General features: G+C 61.3%; 12 protein-coding genes, 1 tRNA gene and 3 pseudogenes. 8 read left to right on the forward strand and 8 right to left on the reverse strand.

The window, feature by feature from the left end:
• Positions 1–166 precede the first annotated feature (166 nt).
• Both zapE and AC1DLB_RS18885 read left to right on the forward strand, forming a co-directional pair.
• Positions 167–1294, forward strand: coding sequence for a cell division protein ZapE (gene zapE / locus AC1DLB_RS18880; protein ID WP_477785431.1), 1128 nt, complete (start codon positions 167–169; stop codon positions 1292–1294).
• An 81-nt stretch (positions 1295–1375) separates the two neighbouring features.
• Positions 1376–2680: a leucine-rich repeat-containing protein kinase family protein gene (locus AC1DLB_RS18885; protein ID WP_477785432.1), complete on the forward strand. Its 1305-nt coding sequence runs from the start codon at positions 1376–1378 to the stop codon at positions 2678–2680.
• A 68-nt stretch (positions 2681–2748) separates the two neighbouring features.
• On the opposite strand, the gene AC1DLB_RS18890 is transcribed toward AC1DLB_RS18885, so the two are convergent.
• Entirely contained in the window at positions 2749–3453 is a 705-nt protein-coding gene (locus AC1DLB_RS18890) for a YebC/PmpR family DNA-binding transcriptional regulator (RefSeq protein WP_477785433.1), read from the reverse strand.
• Between the two features lie 232 nt (positions 3454–3685).
• Here AC1DLB_RS18890 and AC1DLB_RS18895 point away from each other — a divergent pair, with 232 nt between their 5' ends.
• Complete coding sequence (locus tag AC1DLB_RS18895; protein WP_477743823.1) at positions 3686–5116, forward strand: type VI secretion system Vgr family protein; 1431 nt, start codon at positions 3686–3688, stop codon at positions 5114–5116.
• A 102-nt stretch (positions 5117–5218) separates the two neighbouring features.
• Here the strand turns inward: AC1DLB_RS18895 and AC1DLB_RS18900 are convergent.
• A pseudogene (locus AC1DLB_RS18900) lies at positions 5219–5950 on the reverse strand (LysR substrate-binding domain-containing protein); the annotation flags it as partial.
• Between AC1DLB_RS18900 and AC1DLB_RS18905 the strand changes: the two are divergent.
• The 3 genes and pseudogenes from AC1DLB_RS18905 to AC1DLB_RS18915 form a co-directional block, all read left to right on the forward strand.
• Positions 5950–6921: pseudogene (locus tag AC1DLB_RS18905) on the forward strand (2-aminoethylphosphonate--pyruvate transaminase); the annotation flags it as partial. The pseudogenes AC1DLB_RS18900 and AC1DLB_RS18905 sit on opposite strands and share 1 nt — an antisense overlap.
• Before the next feature lie 31 nt (positions 6922–6952).
• Positions 6953–7780, forward strand: a complete 828-nt coding sequence (phnX, locus tag AC1DLB_RS18910; RefSeq protein WP_477785434.1) for a phosphonoacetaldehyde hydrolase — start codon at positions 6953–6955, stop codon at positions 7778–7780.
• A 192-nt stretch (positions 7781–7972) separates the two neighbouring features.
• Entirely contained in the window at positions 7973–8521 is a 549-nt protein-coding gene (locus tag AC1DLB_RS18915; RefSeq protein WP_018925431.1) for a cytochrome b, read from the forward strand.
• Here AC1DLB_RS18915 and AC1DLB_RS18920 read toward each other — a convergent pair.
• Both AC1DLB_RS18920 and AC1DLB_RS18925 read right to left on the reverse strand, forming a co-directional pair.
• Entirely contained in the window at positions 8518–9450 is a 933-nt protein-coding gene (locus tag AC1DLB_RS18920) for a 1-aminocyclopropane-1-carboxylate deaminase/D-cysteine desulfhydrase (RefSeq protein WP_064618897.1), read from the reverse strand. The genes AC1DLB_RS18915 and AC1DLB_RS18920 overlap by 4 nt on opposite strands.
• 202 nt (positions 9451–9652) lie before the next feature.
• Positions 9653–11330: pseudogene (locus AC1DLB_RS18925) on the reverse strand (oxidoreductase).
• A gap of 208 nt (positions 11331–11538) precedes the next feature.
• Here AC1DLB_RS18925 and AC1DLB_RS18930 point away from each other — a divergent pair.
• A complete protein-coding gene (locus tag AC1DLB_RS18930) occupies positions 11539–12669 on the forward strand; it encodes a carbon-nitrogen hydrolase family protein (protein WP_064618903.1) in 1131 nt (376 codons plus the stop codon).
• Between the two features lie 3 nt (positions 12670–12672).
• Entirely contained in the window at positions 12673–13758 is a 1086-nt protein-coding gene (locus AC1DLB_RS18935; protein ID WP_018925427.1) for an AraC family transcriptional regulator, read from the forward strand.
• 291 nt (positions 13759–14049) lie between these two features.
• Here AC1DLB_RS18935 and AC1DLB_RS18940 read toward each other — a convergent pair whose 3' ends face one another.
• The 4 genes from AC1DLB_RS18940 to AC1DLB_RS18955 all read right to left on the reverse strand — a co-directional run bounded on the left by AC1DLB_RS18940 (position 14050) and on the right by AC1DLB_RS18955 (position 17217).
• Entirely contained in the window at positions 14050–14658 is a 609-nt protein-coding gene (locus tag AC1DLB_RS18940) for a DUF2242 domain-containing protein (protein ID WP_477785435.1), read from the reverse strand.
• A 182-nt stretch (positions 14659–14840) separates the two neighbouring features.
• Positions 14841–16712, reverse strand: coding sequence for a SurA N-terminal domain-containing protein (locus AC1DLB_RS18945; protein ID WP_019648408.1), 1872 nt, complete (start codon positions 16710–16712; stop codon positions 14841–14843).
• Between the two features lie 102 nt (positions 16713–16814).
• A tRNA-Asp gene (locus tag AC1DLB_RS18950) sits at positions 16815–16891 on the reverse strand.
• A gap of 53 nt (positions 16892–16944) precedes the next feature.
• Positions 16945–17217 carry an HU family DNA-binding protein gene (locus AC1DLB_RS18955; RefSeq protein ID WP_002552737.1) on the reverse strand — a complete coding sequence of 91 codons (273 nt, stop codon included), beginning with the start codon at positions 17215–17217 and terminating at the stop codon, positions 16945–16947.
• Between the last annotated feature and the right edge of the window lie 18 nt (positions 17218–17235).

Genomic DNA, 17235 nt, shown 5'->3' on the forward strand with positions numbered 1-17235 from the left:
TTTTGGGGCCGCTTCGCAGCCCAACGGGAGCAAGCTCCCTCGCCACAAAAGCCTTCTCGACACAAAAGCTTGGTCGGCAGCAGTGGAAGGGAAATTACCCTCTTGGTTAAACTACGCCGCTGCGGCTCAGGGGGAGCCGGCCTGAAGATTACGGGGTGACATCACATTGGCCGTACGACCGCCCAACCGTCCGCAACTCACACCACGCTGGTCCGCGCTACGCCGTTTTTTCGGCAAGGCATTCGCGGCGCCATCCAGTGGCAGCGCGCAAGGCCGGGTGATCCACGACTACTTCCGCCACAAGGCCCATGTTCAGGGCTACACCCTCAGCCACAGCCAGTTGCGCGTGATCGACTGCATGGCGCAGCACGCGTCGGCGCTGCCGGGGTCATCGACGCCACTCCCCGGACTTTACCTCCATGGTGCGGTCRGGCGCGGCAAGAGCTGGCTGCTCGACGGTTTTTTCCAGGCCATCCCCGTCACGGCAAAACAGCGCCTGCACTTCCATGAGTTTTTTGCGCAGTTGCACCAGGGCATGTTCAGCCATCGCGATCAGCCCGATGCGCTGGCAACCACCCTCGACGAACTGCTGCAAGACTGCCGGGTGCTGTGTTTCGATGAATTCCACGTGCATGACATCGGCGATGCGATGCTCATCACGCGGTTGTTCAAGGCGCTGTTTCGCCGGGGGATTCTGCTGCTGGTGACCTCAAACTACCCGCCGGAAGGTTTACTGCCCAACCCGCTTTACCATGCCCGTTTCAAACCGGTGATCGACCTGATCAACACGCGCATGCAGGTGATGGAAGTCGGCGGCCCCCATGATTACCGCAGTCAGGCGCGACCCCGTGCGCAGCAGCTGTTTACCCAGGGCCAGTACGTCTGGCCGGCCACGGTGAGCCAGCGTCAGGCGCTGCACCTGCTCGAACACGACGCACCGCCCATTCGGCTGCCCGTCGGGACACGACACCTTCAAGCCCGATACTGCGAAGGGCGAACCATTGGCTTCACCTTCGCCGACTTGTGCGAACACCCCACCGCCGTCATGGACTACCTGGAACTGTGCCGGCGCTTCGACCGCTGGATCATCGACAAACTGCCCAGCCTCGCCGGCTGTTCAATCGCCGCCCAGCAACGCTTCATCAACCTGATCGACGTCTTGTACGACCAGGACAAACACCTGATTCTGCTCGGCCACCAGTCATTGCGCGAATGCCTGGATGGCGATGCYATCGACCTGGCGCGCACGCGCAGCCGGCTGGGGCAGTTACTGGAAGTCAGGGAACTCGCCTGACAACCACCACCACTTTCCCGCTATCATGTCGCCCATTTCCAGGCCCCAGCGCCTTCCTTCAGATCAATAGCGAACCTGCCTATGCACACCCTCGCACAACTGCGCGCCGGCCAACTGTCGGGTATCACCCGCCTGGACCTGGTCTGTGGCCTGACCGAATTCCCCCGGGRAATCTTCGACCTGGCGGACTCGCTGGAAGTGCTCAACCTCAGCGGCAACGCCTTGCGCAGCCTRCCGGACGATCTGCACCGCCTGACCCGTTTGCGCGTGCTGTTCTGCTCGGACAATCAGTTCACCGAACTGCCCGCCTGCCTCGGCCAGTGTACGGCGCTGACAATGATCGGTTTCAAGGCCAACGCCATCGAACACGTGCCGGCCGCCGCCCTGCCGCCGCTGTTGCGCTGGCTGATCCTGACCGACAACCGCATCACGGATCTGCCAACCGAACTGGGCGAGCGCCCGTACCTGCAAAAACTCATGCTCGCCGGTAACCGCTTACAGCGTTTGCCCGAGAGCCTGAGCCACTGTCATCGACTTGAACTGATCCGCATTGCCGCCAATCAGCTCACCGAGCTTCCCGAATGGCTGCTGACCCTGCCGGGCCTGACCTGGCTGGCGTACGCCGGTAATCCATTGGAGACCGAAGCCGATGCGGCCGCACTTGAAGCCACGACGAGCATTCCCTGGTCCGAGCTGAGCCTGGAGCAGAAACTCGGCGAAGGCGCGTCGGGGGTCATTCATCAGGCGTTGTGGGAGCAGACAAAACAGGTCGCGGTAAAACTCTACAAAGGCGAGATGACCAGCGACGGCTCGCCGTTGCACGAAATGAACGCCTGCATCACTGCCGGTATCCACCCCAACCTGATCCGGGTCGAAGGGCGGATCGTCGGGCACCCACAGGCGCAAGCCGGGCTGGTGATGCAACTGATCGATCCGAGCTACCGCAACCTGGCCAGCCTGCCGAGCCTGGCGTCCTGCTCCCGCGACATCTATGCCGACGACACCCGGTTCAGCGCCGGCGTGGCAATGCGCATCGCCAGTGGCATCGCCTCGGTGGCCGAACACCTGCACCGCCAAGGCATCACCCACGGCGACCTCTATGGCCACAACATTCTGTGGAACGAGCATGGCGATTGTCTGTTGGGGGATTTTGGCGCGGCATCTTTCCATGCCACCTCGGACAGCCTTGAAAGCCGCGCGCTGCAACGGATCGAGGTACGGGCGTTCGGGATTTTGCTGGGAGAATTGCTGGAGCGGATCGACTCAGGGTTGAGCGCTGAACAGCGGGTCGCGTTAGAGGATTTACAACAGCGCTGCTGTCAGCCGGATGTGTTGGCGCGGCCGGGGTTCAGTGAGGTGGTGCGGGAGATGGCTGCGTTCAACTAGCGGCAAATATAGAACCTGTGGCGAGGGAGCTCCCTCACCACAGGTTAAATCACAACGGTCAGAACCGCTTAACCCGCCAACCCGACAAACATGTCCTGTACGTCATCGTGGTTATCGAGGCCTTCGAGGAACGCTTCGACTTCTGCCATCTGCTCGTCGCTCAAGCCGCTCACCGGGTTCTTCGGCTGATAACCCAACTTGGCCGACAACACGGTGAAGCCTTGCTCCGGCAGCGCTTTCTGTACCGCATCCAGGTCCGCAGGGTCGGTCAGGAACAGCGTCGCGCCGTCTTCGCCCGGCTCGAAATCCTGGGCGCCGGCTTCGATCGCGGCCATTTCCGGATCGGCGTCAGGGCTGTCCGGGGACGCCTCGATCATGCCGACGTGGTTGAAGTCCCAGGCCACCGAACCGGAAGCGCCCAACTGGCCCTTGCGGAACGCCACGCGGATTTCAGCGACGGTGCGGTTGATGTTGTCAGTCACGCATTCAACGATCAGCGGCACCTGATGCGGTGCGAACCCTTCATACGTCACGCGATGGTATTGCACGGTTTCGCCGAGCTGGCCGGAGCCTTTCTTGATCGCGCGTTCCAGGGTTTCGCGAGGCATCGAGGCTTTTTTCGCCTGTTCGACCACCAGACGCAGGTGTGCGTTGGTGGCGGTATCGGCACCGTTGCGCGCAGCAATGGTGATTTCCTTCACCAGTTTGCCGAAGATCTTGCCCTTGGCGTTGGCTGCCGCTTCTTTGTGTTTAACCTTCCACTRTGCGCCCATTACTCACTCTCTTGATCTGTGGCGCCGAGACATCTATTGGCCGACGCGTAGCGCAAGTTTATACGGCCTAAAGATGCCAATCGACCAAAAAATTCCAACATCTTCAGCCCACGACGGGTCGACATCTTCACCAGCGTTTGTAGGGCGATTCTGAAAAGTCGATTTGCGGTGACGCTTCAGGGCTATGGTTTCGTACCCTCTGCGCCCGTTCTCCAAGGCAGAAGCGCGCTCGATGCACAACGACAAGGAAAGCCCCTACACCCTGACACTCCTCGACAGCGGTCTGAGTTTGCAGGTGTTGCAGTTCAATGGCCGCGAGGGCCTCAACCAGCCCTATCGATTCGACATCGAGGTGATCGGCCTCGCGCCGGCGATGAACCTGGATCGGTTGCTGCAACAGCCGGCGTTCCTGAGGCTGTCGGCTGATCAGGGCATTCACGGCGTGATCCACAGCGTCAGCCGCGAACATCGCGGCCCGTATCGGGTCGGCTACTCACTGGTGCTGGCGCCCCATCTGCAACGACTTCAGTTGCACAGCTCGCGTCGGGTTTTTCATCGTCTCAGCGTGCCGGCGATCATGCGTCAGTTGCTGGAAAAGCATCAGCTGCCCGAGCACAGCTATCGCTTCGACCTGACCTGCGGCCACTACCCGCTGCGGCCCTTTTGCATTCAGTACGATGAGAGCGATCTGGCCTTCATGCAGCGGCTGTGTGAAGAAGAAGGCATCCACTTCCACTTCGAACATCAGCACGACGGGCACGTGCTGGTCCTGGCCGATGACAGCCTGAGTTTCCCGCAGGAACCGCTGCTGATGCCGTTCCATGCCGACGTGTTCAACGACCCGCTCTTGCCGGCGATCAGCGAACTGTTCCAGCGCCATGACCCGGACCCCGCCCCGGCACAATGGGATGCCAGAAACCGCGGCGCGCACGTGATCGGCGAYGGCGCGGCCAACCACCCGCTCACCGGAACGGGCCCGGTTACGGCAAGACCTGCGCCCGAACAGCTTCATCGCGAACAGCTGGGCCGCCGCTCGCTGGAACGCCTGCGTTGCCAGCACCGGCAGATCCACGGCCAAAGCACCCTGAACGAGCTGCGCAGCGGACGAATCGTACAAGTGGCGCAGCACCCGCTCTCGAGCTTCAACGATCAGTGGCTGCTCACCAACATCCAGCACCAGGGGCAGCAGCCGTCGATTCTCGCCGAGGACAAGCCCGGCCATGACATGGCCGGGCGCTACAGCAATCGTTTCACCGCCATTCCCTGGTCAACGGTGTTCAGGCCGGCGCTCAAACAGGTCAGGCCGAGCATCCCGGGCTATCAGACCGCCCGGGTGCTGGGCCCCGTCGGGCAACCGGCGGCACTCGATGAGCAAGGCCGAATACAGGTCTGCTTGTGGCCGAAACCGGGGTTCGAGGCGGATGAGTCCGTTGGGCTCTGGCTACCGGTCGCCCTCGCAGCACCGGACGGTCGGATCGATCCGTCCAGGCTGCCCTTGGCCGGCACCGAAGTGTTGGTCAGTTTTCTCGACAGCGACCCGGACCGGCCGGTGTTGTGTGCCGGCATGAGCCACCTCCAGCCTTCCCGTCCCGCTCCCGAGCCGCGCCGCGATGCGCATCTACTGCTCGACTGGCTGATCAACCGCTCGGATCCCATGCCGTGATTTTACCGGGCCGCTCCCACAGGAATTTATGCTGGCCGCCAACCTTGCGTACGACGCAAAACCTGTGGGAGCGTGGCTTGCCCGCGATAGCCGCGCCGCGGTCTACCCGACGGGCGCCAGCCCAAAAAACGCCTGTATCAAGCGCAAATCCCGCCGCCGTTCCATACAACCGATCATGTGCCGATTGACCAGCCCCTCGCCAATGATCGGCACCGCCGCCACCCGTGGGTCGTGGCTGACTTCCACCGACGACACCACGCCCACGCCTAACTCGGCGGCCACTGCCTCGGTCACGGCCTCGCGACTGTCCAGTTCCAGCAACACCCGTGGATTGACCCCGGCCTGAACGCACGCCTCGTCGAACGTGCGCCGGGTAATCGAACTCGGCTCGCGCAGCACCATGATCACCTGATCCAGCGCCTTGAGCGGCAGCCCTTGCGACTGCTGCGCCCACGGATGGCCCGCGGGCACCAACGCGCAAATCCTCGACTCGCTCAACCCTTGCAGATGCAACCCTTTGCGCGGCTCCACTTCGGTCAGCACCGCCACGTCGGCATGCTCCGACAGCAACGCCGCGAGGGTTTCCTGGGCATTGCCCAACCGCAGGTTCACGGTGATCCCCGGATAACGCGCACGCAGGCTGGCGAGCATCGGCATGACCATGTGCGGGCCATCCGCCGCCACTTCCAGGCGCCCGGTGAGTAGCTGCCGGTTGGCCTCCAGCATCGCCTGCGCTTCTTCGGCCAGGCCGAACATTGCCCGGGTGATCGCCGCGAGCCTGGTGCCCTCTTCCGTCAACTCGACCCGCCGCGCGGTGCGGCGCAGCAAGGTGATTGGTGATCATCAACGCCGGCGACAGCCACCACTGCGTGCCCCTGCAAGGCAGCGGCACGTTCGCGGTCGAAGCGGCGATCGGCACGCTGGTGCCCCGGGACGGCAAAGTCCTGGTGCTGATCAACGGCGCCTACGGCAAACGCCTGGCGAAGATCTGCGAAGTGCTCGGCCGTTCGTTCAACACCTTCGAAACCGCCGAAGACGAGCCGACCACCGCCGTCGACGTCGACCGCTTGCTGCGGGCCGACGCCAGCATCACCCACGTCGCCTTGATTCACTGCGAAACCAGCACCGGCATCCTCAACCCACTGGCAGAAATCGCCCACGTCATCGAGYAGCACGGCAAACGCCTGATCATCGACGCCATGAGCTCGTTTGGCGCCCTGCCGATCGATGCGCAACAGGTGCCTTTCGACGCCCTGATCGCCGCCTCGGGTAAATGCCTGGAGGGCGTGCCGGGGATGGGCTTCGTTTTCGCTCGCAAAGAAGCGCTAGCGAACGCCGCCGGCAACTCGCACTCGCTGGCGATGGACTTGTTCGATCAGCACACCTACATGGCCAAGACCGGTCAATGGCGTTTCACCCCGCCGACCCACGTGGTCGCGGCGCTGCACGAAGCCTTGCTGCAATACCACGAAGAAGGTGGCTTGCCCGCCCGGCATCAGCGCTACGCCAACAACTGCCAGGTGCTGCTCGATGACATGGCCAAACTCGGCCTGCGCAGCTTCCTGCCCGCGGCGATCCAGGCGCCGATCATCGTTACCTTCCATGCGCCGAAAGACCCGCGCTATCAGTTCAAGGAATTCTACGAACGGGTCAAGTCCAAGGGTTTCATCCTCTACCCCGGCAAACTGACCCAGGTCGAAACCTTCCGGGTCGGCTGCATCGGCCACGTCAACCAGGCCGAAATGCACGCAGCGGTGGCGGCCGTGGCCGAGGTGCTGCGCGAGATGGAAGTATTAGAGATTTGATCCACATTCCCCAAGACAGGATTTGATCACCATGAACTACAGCAACCCAACCAAACTGCAAGCCGCCATCCTCGACTGGGCCGGCACCGTGGTCGACTTCGGCTCCATCGCCCCGACGCAGATTTTCGTCGAAGCCTTCGCCGAGTTCGACGTCCAGGTTTCCATCGAAGAAGCCCGTGAGCCGATGGGCATGGGCAAGTGGGACCACATCCGCACCCTGTGCGATCAGCCATCAGTTGCCGAGCGTTATCGCCAGGTGTTCGGCCGCACGCCGACCGACGATGACGTCACCGCCATCTACCAACGCTTCATGCCGCTGCAGATCAAAAAAATCGCCGAACACTCGGCACTGATTCCGGGCGCCCTGGACACCATCGCCAACCTGCGTCAGCAAGGAATCAAGATCGGCTCGTGCTCCGGCTACCCGAAACAAGTCATGGACAAAGTGGTGGAACTGGCCGCCACCAACGGCTATGTCGCCGATCACGTGGTCGCCACCGACGAAGTGCCCAACGGCCGCCCATGGCCCGCTCAGGCCCTGGCCAATGTGATTGCGCTGGGCATCGACGACGTCGCGGCCTGCCTGAAGATCGACGACACGGTGCYGGGCATTCTCGAAGGTCGCCGTGCCGGCATGTGGACCGTGGCGTTGATCTGCTCCGGTAACGCGCTGGGTCTGGACTACGAAGGTTATCGCGCGCTAAGCAGCGACCAACTGGCCAGCGAACGCAAGCGCATTCATGCCCTGTTCGAAGGCTCGCGACCGCACTACATGATCGACACCATCACCGATTTGCCCGAGGTGATCGCCGACATCAACAAGCGCCTGGCCAACGGCGAGATGCCGCAAGCCAACTGATCGCACCCCTCGCCTCATAATACAAGCGCCAGTTCCTTGGATGGAACTGACGCTTTTTTGTGGTCGATCACTTGATTTAGAGCATTGAGCGGCCCATTTGCCTCGGGCAAATCCTGCGAAACAGGATTACAGTTAGTGCACGCCGTCGAACAAGAACGGTGACTTCAGACCAGAATTGTGAGGAAACACCGTATGCCCTGGAAGAATTCCGAATCACGCTACAGCACCGTATCGATCGCGCTGCACTGGTTGATGCTGGTTCTGTTAATACTGGTCTACGCCTGTATCGAATTTCGCGGGATCTTTCCCAAAGGCAGTGGCGGCCGAACGCTGATCAAGGAAGCGCACTTCATGCTCGGCCTGACCGTGTTCGTGCTGGTCTGGTTGCGGCTGTTCGCCCGCAGCCTGGGGCCGGCACCGCAGATATTCCCCGCCTCCCCTCGCTGGCAAACCGTGGTTGCCAGGCTGATGCATTGGGCACTGTATATTTTCATGATCACCGTGCCGGTTCTGGGTTGGCTGACTACCAGCGCCGAGGGGCATCGGGTGATGTTCTATGGCGTCGACTTGCCATTGCTGATCGAAGAAAACAAACCGCTGGCCAAGCAGTTCCAAGGCTGGCATGAGCTCGGCGCCACCATCGGTTATTGGCTGATCGGGTTGCACGCGGTGGCCGGGATTTACCACCACTATGTGGTGCGCGATAACACCTTGCTGCGGATGATGCCCAAACGCGGTTAATCGCGACCGCTTTGCTCGAAACCCCGGCGGCCCTGCAGGCCGCCGGTGTGGATGAAGATCAGGCGCGTGCCTTGGGGAAATTTACCAGCTTCGACTTGTTGCTTGAGAGCCATGAGCGCTTTGCCGGTGTACAGCGGCTCGAAAAGAATGCCGCTGGCCTGTTCGGTCTGCTCGATGAATGCAAGCAGCTGCGGATCGACTTTGGCAAAACCGCCACGGCTGGCGTCCAGTAGTTCATACAAGGGATCGACCCAACCGGCTTCCCGCCCGATCATCTCGACCTGCTGCGCCACGCCATGATCATCGGGCACCGCCAGCGCGCCATACACCGGGTGTTCACCCGCCTCGGCCAGCACCAGACCGGCCAGGGTCGTGCCCGTTCCGCAGGCCAGCCACCAGCCGTCGTAATGGCTCCAGCCCAGACCACTCAGTTGCTCGCGGGCCTGCGCCACCAGCTGCATGCAGCCCTTCGCCCCACGCAAGCCACCACCACCTTCCGGCACCGGTTGCAGCTCGGGATACTGCGCCCGCCACGGCTGCCAGAAACCCGGCTCATGCCGCGCTCGATAACCGCCATAACCCAGCCAGTGCAACTGCATGCCGAACGCCTGCAAGTCCTTTACTGTCGGGGTGTCTTGCGGATGCCCGCGCAGCAAACCGACCGTGGTGAACCCGAAGCGCTTGCCTGCGGCGGCCAATGCGTGGAGATGGTTGGAGTGAGCACCGCCCAGGCTGATGATGCCTTGGGCGCCGTTCTGGTCGGCGGCTTTCAGGTGTTCGATGAGTTTGAACCACTTGTTGCCGCTGATCAGCGGGTCGATCTGGTCCAGACGCAGGATGGCGACGTCGATGCCGGCGGTGGTGAGCCAGTCGAGGTGAAGGGGTTCGAGAGGGGCTTGGGGGAGCCAGTCGGCAGGAGGAAAAAGCATTGATGCGTTACGTTCTGACGAAAAACAGGAGTCTATCAGCCAGCACGAACCCTGTAGCAGCTGCCGAAGGCTGCGTTCGGCTGCGAAGCAGTCGTCAATCCTGACACCTCGGTTTATCTGGAATACCGCGATGGCTGATTTTGCGACTGCTGCGCAGCCGAACGCAGGCTGCGCCAGCTGCTACAAGGGATAGCTGCGAACGTTAGAGTTCAGCCGCCAACCGCGACCCCTGGTTGATCGCACGCTTGGCATCCAGCTCCGCCGCCACGTCCGCGCCGCCGATCAAGTGCACGTTCTGCCCGGCCGCAACCAGACCGTCGTGCAACTCGCGCAATGGATCCTGCCCGGCGCAGATCACGATGTTGTCCACCGGCAGCACCTGCGGTTCGCCGCTTTCGCCGATGCGGATGTGCAGGCCTTCGTCGTCGATCTTCAGGTACTCGACGCTGTTGAGCATTTGCACCTTTTTGTTCTTCAGACCGGTGCGGTGAATCCAGCCGGTGGTCTTGCCCAGGCCATCACCGACCTTGGAGGTCTTGCGTTGCAGCAGGAATACTTCGCGGGCCGGCGCATGCGGCGCAGCCTTGATGCCCGCGACACCGCCACGCGCTTCAAGGTGCGTATCGATACCCCACTCCTTCCAGAACGCGTCGCGGTCCTGACTGGTGGCCACGCCTTCGTGCACGAGGAATTCCGACACGTCGAAACCGATACCGCCAGCGCCGATTACCGCGACGCGTTTGCCCACCGGTTTACGCTCGAGGATCACGTCCAGGTAGCTCAGCACCTTGGCGTGCTCGACACCCGGAATCGCCGGCACCCGCGGCGCGATGCCGGTAGCGAGGATGATTTCGTCGTAACCGCCCTCGACCAGCTGCGCCACGTCCACACGGGTGTTCAGGCACAGCTCGACGTTGCTGGTCTGCAACTTGCGGTTGAAGTAGCGCAGGGTTTCGAAGAACTCTTCCTTGCCCGGCACGCGCTTGGCGATGTTGAACTGGCCGCCGATTTCGCTGGCCGAATCGAACAGCGTCACCTGATGACCGCGCTCGGCCGACCTTGCTGAACGCTGCACGCGGCACCTTGGTGGCAATGGTCGGAATCCGCGCTTCGTGCCAGCCGATGCCGGTGTTGATGATGGTCGCGCCCGCCTGCTCGATGGCCTTGGCTAACTGCACGATTTCTTCCCAGGTGCTGCCGCCTTCCACCAGGTMGAGCATCGACAGGCGGAAGATAATGATGAAGTTCGGGCCGACCGCTTCGCGCACCCGACGGACGATTTCCACCGGCAGGCGCATGCGGTTTTCGTAGACACCTCCCCAGCGGTCAGTGCGATGGTTGGTGTGGGCGGCGAGGAACTGGTTAATGAAATAACCTTCGGAACCCATGATCTCGACGCCGTCGTACTCGGCTTTTTGCGCCAGGGTCGAGCAGGTAACGAAATCGCTGATCTGCTTCTCGATGCCTTCCTCGTCCAGTTCTTTAGGCTTGAACGGGTTGATCGGCGCCTGGATCGCGCTCGGCGCCACCTGTTTCGGGCTGTAGGCATAACGCCCGGCATGCAGGATCTGCATGCAGATCTTGCCGCCCGCCTCGTGCACCGCGCGGGTGACGATCCGGTGTTTGAGCGCTTCTTCATCGGAGGTCAGCTTGGCCGCGCCCGAGTAAACCCCACCCTCATCGTTCGGGCCGATACCGCCAGTGACCATCAGGCCTACGCCGCCACGGGCACGTTCGGCAAAGTACGCGGCCATGCGCTCGAAACCGCCGGGTTTTTCCTCGAGGCCCGTGTGCATCGAACCCATCAGGGTACGGTTGCGCAACGTGGTAAAACCCAGGTCCAGCGGGGCCAACAGGTGCGGGTAATGAGCGGCGGCCATCGGTAACTCCACAACGAGCGATCACGGAAAATTTGCAGGAGCTCTTCGGCCCCCGTCAGTCATGTTCGACAGACTAAGAGTCGCACCGCTGTCACTCAATGACCGTAACTGACAACTTATTGATCCAAATGCGCAGCGCCCCTTGGCAAGCGCTGGCATGGGCCCTACCCTAGTCGCGAACCCTGCACACGGCCGCTGACTGTTTTCCATGCGCAAACTTCTGTACCTGACCGTCTCCATGGCGTTGATCGCCGTTCTGACGACCTACGCGATGTGGGCCGCGGACCGTCCGGTGGGTCATTACCTGTCGGACCTGCGCATCAATCTCGCGGTCGATCAGGGCACACCCGCCGATCGTGGCAATCTGCTGGGCATCCAGCCCGAGCTGTTCCCCACCGACTATCAAAGCCCTGAACGCCTGCACCGCAAGCTCGCGGCCTATTTGCAGAAGGCCCAGGACCAGGGCCTGCTGAATGAAAAAACCATCGTCGTACTGCCTGAACATGTCGGCACCTGGCTGATGGTCAGCGGCGAGAAAGACGAGCTGTACCAGGCCACCACCCTCAAGGAAGCCATGAACTGGCTGGCGGTGAGCAACCCGCTGCAGTTCATCCGCGCCCTGATCAGCGCCGAAGGCAGCAACCGTCTCGACGACGCGCACTTGCGGATGAAAGCCAAACGCATGGCCAAGGATTACCAGGCGCTGTTCGGTGGCCTGGCGAAAGAATTCCACGTGACCCTGGTGGCCGGTTCCATCGTGCTGCCCGAGCCGAGCGTCAGCGACGGCACCCTGCACATCGGTCGCGGCGCGCTGTACAACAGCAGCGTGGTGTTCGGTCGCGACGGCCTGCCAATCGGCCAGCCCCAGCGACAAGTGCACCCGACATTCGCTGGACGTGGCACGCTCCAAGGCAATTCCGATCATCCGGTCAACGTCGTCGACACCCCGGCCGGACGCCTCGGCGTGCTGATCGGCAGCGACAGCTGGTACCCCGACAACTACCGCAAACTTGACGCCCAAGGCGCGCAACTGGTGGCGGTCCCGGCGTTCGTCGTCGGGCGTGGGTCCTGGGATCAACCATGGCGCGGCTATAGAGGCCTGCCCGCGCCGGGCTCTGTCAGCCTCAAGGCCGGCGAACTCAGCGAAGGTCAGGCCTGGCAGCGGCTGACGCTGACCGCCCAACCACCGGCCAGCCAGAGCATCGCCGGCATGAGTGTGTTCCTGCGCGGTCAGTTCTGGGACAAGAGCAGCGCCGGTCAAAGYTTCCTCAGCAGCAACGGGCAGCATTTCGCCGACAGCGATGCCCGCGGCGCGCAATTGCTGAACCTCTGGTTGTAAGCGATGAAACCGCAGCCGATGCGCCTCGGGGATCTGTCGGTGGGCTTCGTCCATAGCCTGGCCGACGCCGTGCGCAGCCATGGCCTGGACCCACAACCGTTGCTGGAACAGTACGGCCTCGACGCCGCGCGACTGGCCGAAGCCGGTGCCCGCCTGTCGATCCCGCGCTACATGCGTCTGGGCCACGGCGCTATTCAACTGACCGACGACCCGGCGCTGGGTTTGCGCATGGGCCAGCTCAGTCGCCTGAGCCAGGCCGGCTTGGCCGGCGTCACCGCCGCCCAGGCTCCCACCGTGCGCGAAGCGGCGCGCTGCCTGATTCGTTTCGAAGCGCTGTACGGCTCCAACTATCGAGGCCAGTCGAGCTTTCACGAAGACGCCCAAGGCGCCTGGCTGCGGTTCTATTCGATCAGCCCCTACAACGCCTACAACCGCTTCGTGGTGGATTCGATCATCGCTGGCTGGTTGCAGCAATTGTCCAGCGTGAGCCCTGCCCCACTGCGCGCCGAACGAATCGAGATCGAATTTGATGCACCGGATTACCTTGAGGCCTATGCCGTACTCGGCGACTGTCCGATTCAGTTTGGCGCCGAACAGAATCAACTGCGCCTGGGCCTGGACAGCCTCGCCCAGCGCAACCCGGAGCACTGCCCGAGCACCTGGCGGCACCTGCTGCAACTGTGTGAACGGGAACTTGAGCAACTGACACGCACCCGCAGCCTGCGTGAACGCATCACTCAGTTGCTGGGCCCGTTGCTCAATGGTGGCCGGGAACCCGACCTGGAAGAAGTGGCGGCACGCCTGAAGCTGCCAACCTGGACCTTGCGCCGCAAACTCACCGAGGAAGGCACGCAATTTCGTGCAATTCTCAACGATACACGTCGTGACCTGGCCATGACCTACATCCGCGACACTGAACTGGCGTTCGGCGAAATCGCCTATCTTCTGGGGTTTGCCTCAGCCGAAGCCTTTCAGCGCGCTTTCAAACGCTGGAACGGCCAGACGCCCGGCGAGTTTCGCCGCAGTCAGCGTAATTACAGCTCGGTAGCGTCTTCGGCCGGTTCCAGCGGGTCCAGTTCAAAGGCCTGATACTCGAGCAGTTCTTCTTGATAATCGTCCATTATTAAACCCCCATCGCTTGTTGAAAAAATCGCTTGAATAAATGACCAACGCCTTGAGCATAAAGTGCCCGCATGAAAGAAAAATGACGCGGGTACGACACTACGTCGCTACTGAATAAAACGTAGCAGGTGGTCAGGAATTTATCACTGGATTTTTCGACACGGACTGTGGGAATACAGCCCGACTTGATGTGGATCAGTCTTGAAGGACGTTACGGGAGCGGTATCGTCTGACCCGCCCCCATAACAAGCAAGCCCATTACTGGCCGGAGACAGGTATCGCCGAAATCGGCTCGGTCGGTGGCGGCAGCGTGCTCGAGTMCGCTACTGGAGTGACCGTTTCCGTGGACGACGTCGGCTCGGTGCTCTTGGCCGGGGTAATCGGCGCTGTTTCAGCAGGCGGCACAACAGGCTCCGAAGTGGCAGGCGCGGCGGCAGGTGCGGGCTCGGCTGCCGGCGCTGGTGCAGGTGCAGGTGCAGGTTCTGCCGCCGGTGCCGGGGTTGGCGCCAACTGAGCGGGCGCAGCCTTGGCTTCAGGCATCCCCAGTTCGGTTTTCGGCTTCTCGATAATGTGCGCGGCCTTCTTCGCTTCCGGCGGCAGGAACAGTTCGACCAGGGTAAAGAAACGCTCGTAGAACTTGGCCGAGGACACGGTTTCACTGGCGACCTTGACCATCGAATCATCGGACGAGCCGATCGGCATCGATACCGAGCCCAATACGCCGACGCCGAGGCTGGCGGAGTTGTTGGTCTTTTTCAGCGCATATCGGTCCTGCAGAGGAAAACGGTTCGAGGCGTATTGTGCAACAGATCGATGCTTAGCGGAGCAACGATTGTCTAAAACGGCTACAGATTCATTGACCATCATCTCGGGAGAAAGTCCCGCCGGAGCAAAAATCAAAAAATCACCGCCCGTGGCAGCGCCTAAAGATGACCGCGCGCGCCCCCCCTGAAAGCGCTAGCGCAGGCTGCGATCTTTTCGTTTCCCCCATAAAAAAACCCCAACCTTTCGGCTGGGGTCCTTTGTGTCGCGCAAAACTCAGTCAGGCATCAGAAACGCTTGATCTCAGCCTCACGCTCCAGCAGCTTGCGGTAGGCCGCGAAGTCTTGCTGGCCAATGCGCGAGGCGAGGAAGCGACGGTATTGAGCCTTCTCTTCTTCGGTCGGCGCAGCGCCTTCATTCACGCCGTTCAGACGCACGACCACCAGGCTACCATCGGCCAGAGTCACGCTGCTGAAGGTCGGCTTGTCCTTGGAGACTGGCTTGGGCATGCGGAACAACGCTTGCAGCACGGTTGGGTCGACCCCTTCCTGAGCGCGAGTCGCGGTTGCGGTAACTTTCCAGTTCTGACCATCGATCGCCTTGTCCAGTGCAGTCTTGCCATCACGCAAGCTGGCGATCAGTTGATCGGCCTTGGTCTTGGCGGCGGCACTGGCGTGCTCCTTGGTCAATTGCACGCGGATGCTGGCAGCCACGCTTTCCAGCGGCAGTTGCTCAGGCTTGCGGTGCTCCTTGGCGCGCAGCACGATCACGGTTTCCGGATCCAGCTCGATGGCGGTGCTGTTGGCACCCTCATCCAGCACTTCAGGACTGAATGCAGCGGTCACCACGGCACGATTGGCCGCAACGCCTTCGCCACCTTCACGGCCGAATGGCGCGGACGTGTGAACGGTCAGCTTCAGGTCTTGTGCCGGCTGGGCCAGATCAGAGGACTCGAACGAGGAGTCTTCCAATTGCTTGGTCGCTTCGACGAAACGCTGCTCGACTTGCTGGGTTTTCAACTCGCGGGTCAGCTTGTCTTTCAGGCTGGCGAACGTTGGCACTTCAGGCGCTTCGACACCCAACAGCTTGATCAGGTGGAAACCGAAATCAGTGCGAACTGGCTCCGAGACCTGATCCTTGGCCAACGAATACAGGGCTTTTTCAAACGCTGGATCGTAGACGCCCGGACCTGCAAAACCGAGGTCACCGCCGTTGTTCGCCGAACCTGGATCCTGGGAGAACTCCTTGGCCAAGGCCTCGAAACTCTCGCCTTTGGCCAGACGCGCCTGAACTTCTTCGATCTTGGCCTTGGCTTGCGCCTCGGTCACCTTGTCGTTCACTTCGATCAGAATGTGCGCAGCCCGGCGTTGCTCGGACAGGTTCGCGGTTTCTTTCTGATACGCCGCTTGCAAGTCTTCGTCCTTGACGCTGACCTGATCGAAGAACGATGCCTTCTTCAATTCAAGGTAATCGATGACCACCTGATCTGGCGTCATGAACTCCTTGGCGTGTTCGTCGTAGTAGGCCTTGACCTCATCGTCGGTCAGTTTCACTGCCGCCGGGTCTGCCTTGATGTTCACGGTGGCRAAATCACGGGTCTGCTTTTCCAGACGGGCGAAGGCCAACACCTGTGCATCGGTGACGAAACCGCTACCGGCCAGGCCAGCGCGCAGCTGACCGATCAGCATTTCCTGAGCCAGCATCTGACGGAATTGCAGACGGCTGTAGCCCAGTTGACGGATGACCTGGTCGAAACGCTCAGGGCTGAACTTGCCGTTCACCTGGAACTCAGGCGTTTGCAGGATCACCTGATCCAAAGCGGCTTCGGAGAAAGCGAATTTCGATTTTTCTGCGCCTTGCAGCAGCAGTTTGCGATCGATCAGGCCTTTGAGGGCCGATTCGCGCAGCATTTTTTCGTCGAGCAAGGAAGCATCGAAATCCTTGCCCAGCTGTTGCATGAGCTGACGGCGTTGCATATCGACCGCCTGGCTCAGCTCGTTCTGGCTGATTTCTTCGCCGTTGACCTTGGCCGCGTCATTTTTGTGCGTCGTGGCCTTGAAAATAGCGTCGAAACCGGTCAAAGCCATCAGTGCAACGATGACCCCGATAATGGTCTTGGCAATCCAGCCTTGTGAATTGTCCCTGATATTCTGCAGCATGCGTCCCCCAGAAACGGTTGAACTTCAAAATTAGGCAACCGTGGAGCGTGGGTAGAATCCGGATAGAAGAAAGGCGCATCCGAGGATGCGCCTTCTCGTAACTGGCGGAGCGGACGGGACTCGAACCCGCGACCCCCGGCGTGACAGGCCGGTATTCTAACCGACTGAACTACCGCTCCGCTGCCAAGTCAGGAATGACCCCGACCCGGATAGGCAAAAACCTGAATCGAACTTAGTTGACAGCTTCTTTCAGTGCTTTACCGGCTTTGAAACCTGGTTTTTTGGCTGCTGCGATTTCCAGCGTCTTACCGGTCTGTGGGTTACGACCGATGCGAGCTGGACGATCAGTCACGGAGAAAGTACCGAAACCAACCAGAACAACAGAATCACCAGCCTTGAGAGCGCCAGTGACGGATTCGATTACAGCGTCCAGCGCACGGCCAGCAGCAGCTTTCGGGATATCAGCGGATGCAGCGATAGCATCAATCAGTTCCGACTTGTTCACTCTAAGTCCCCTTATATC

The sequence above is a fragment of the Pseudomonas sp. 05N434 genome, assembly GCF_056396965.1.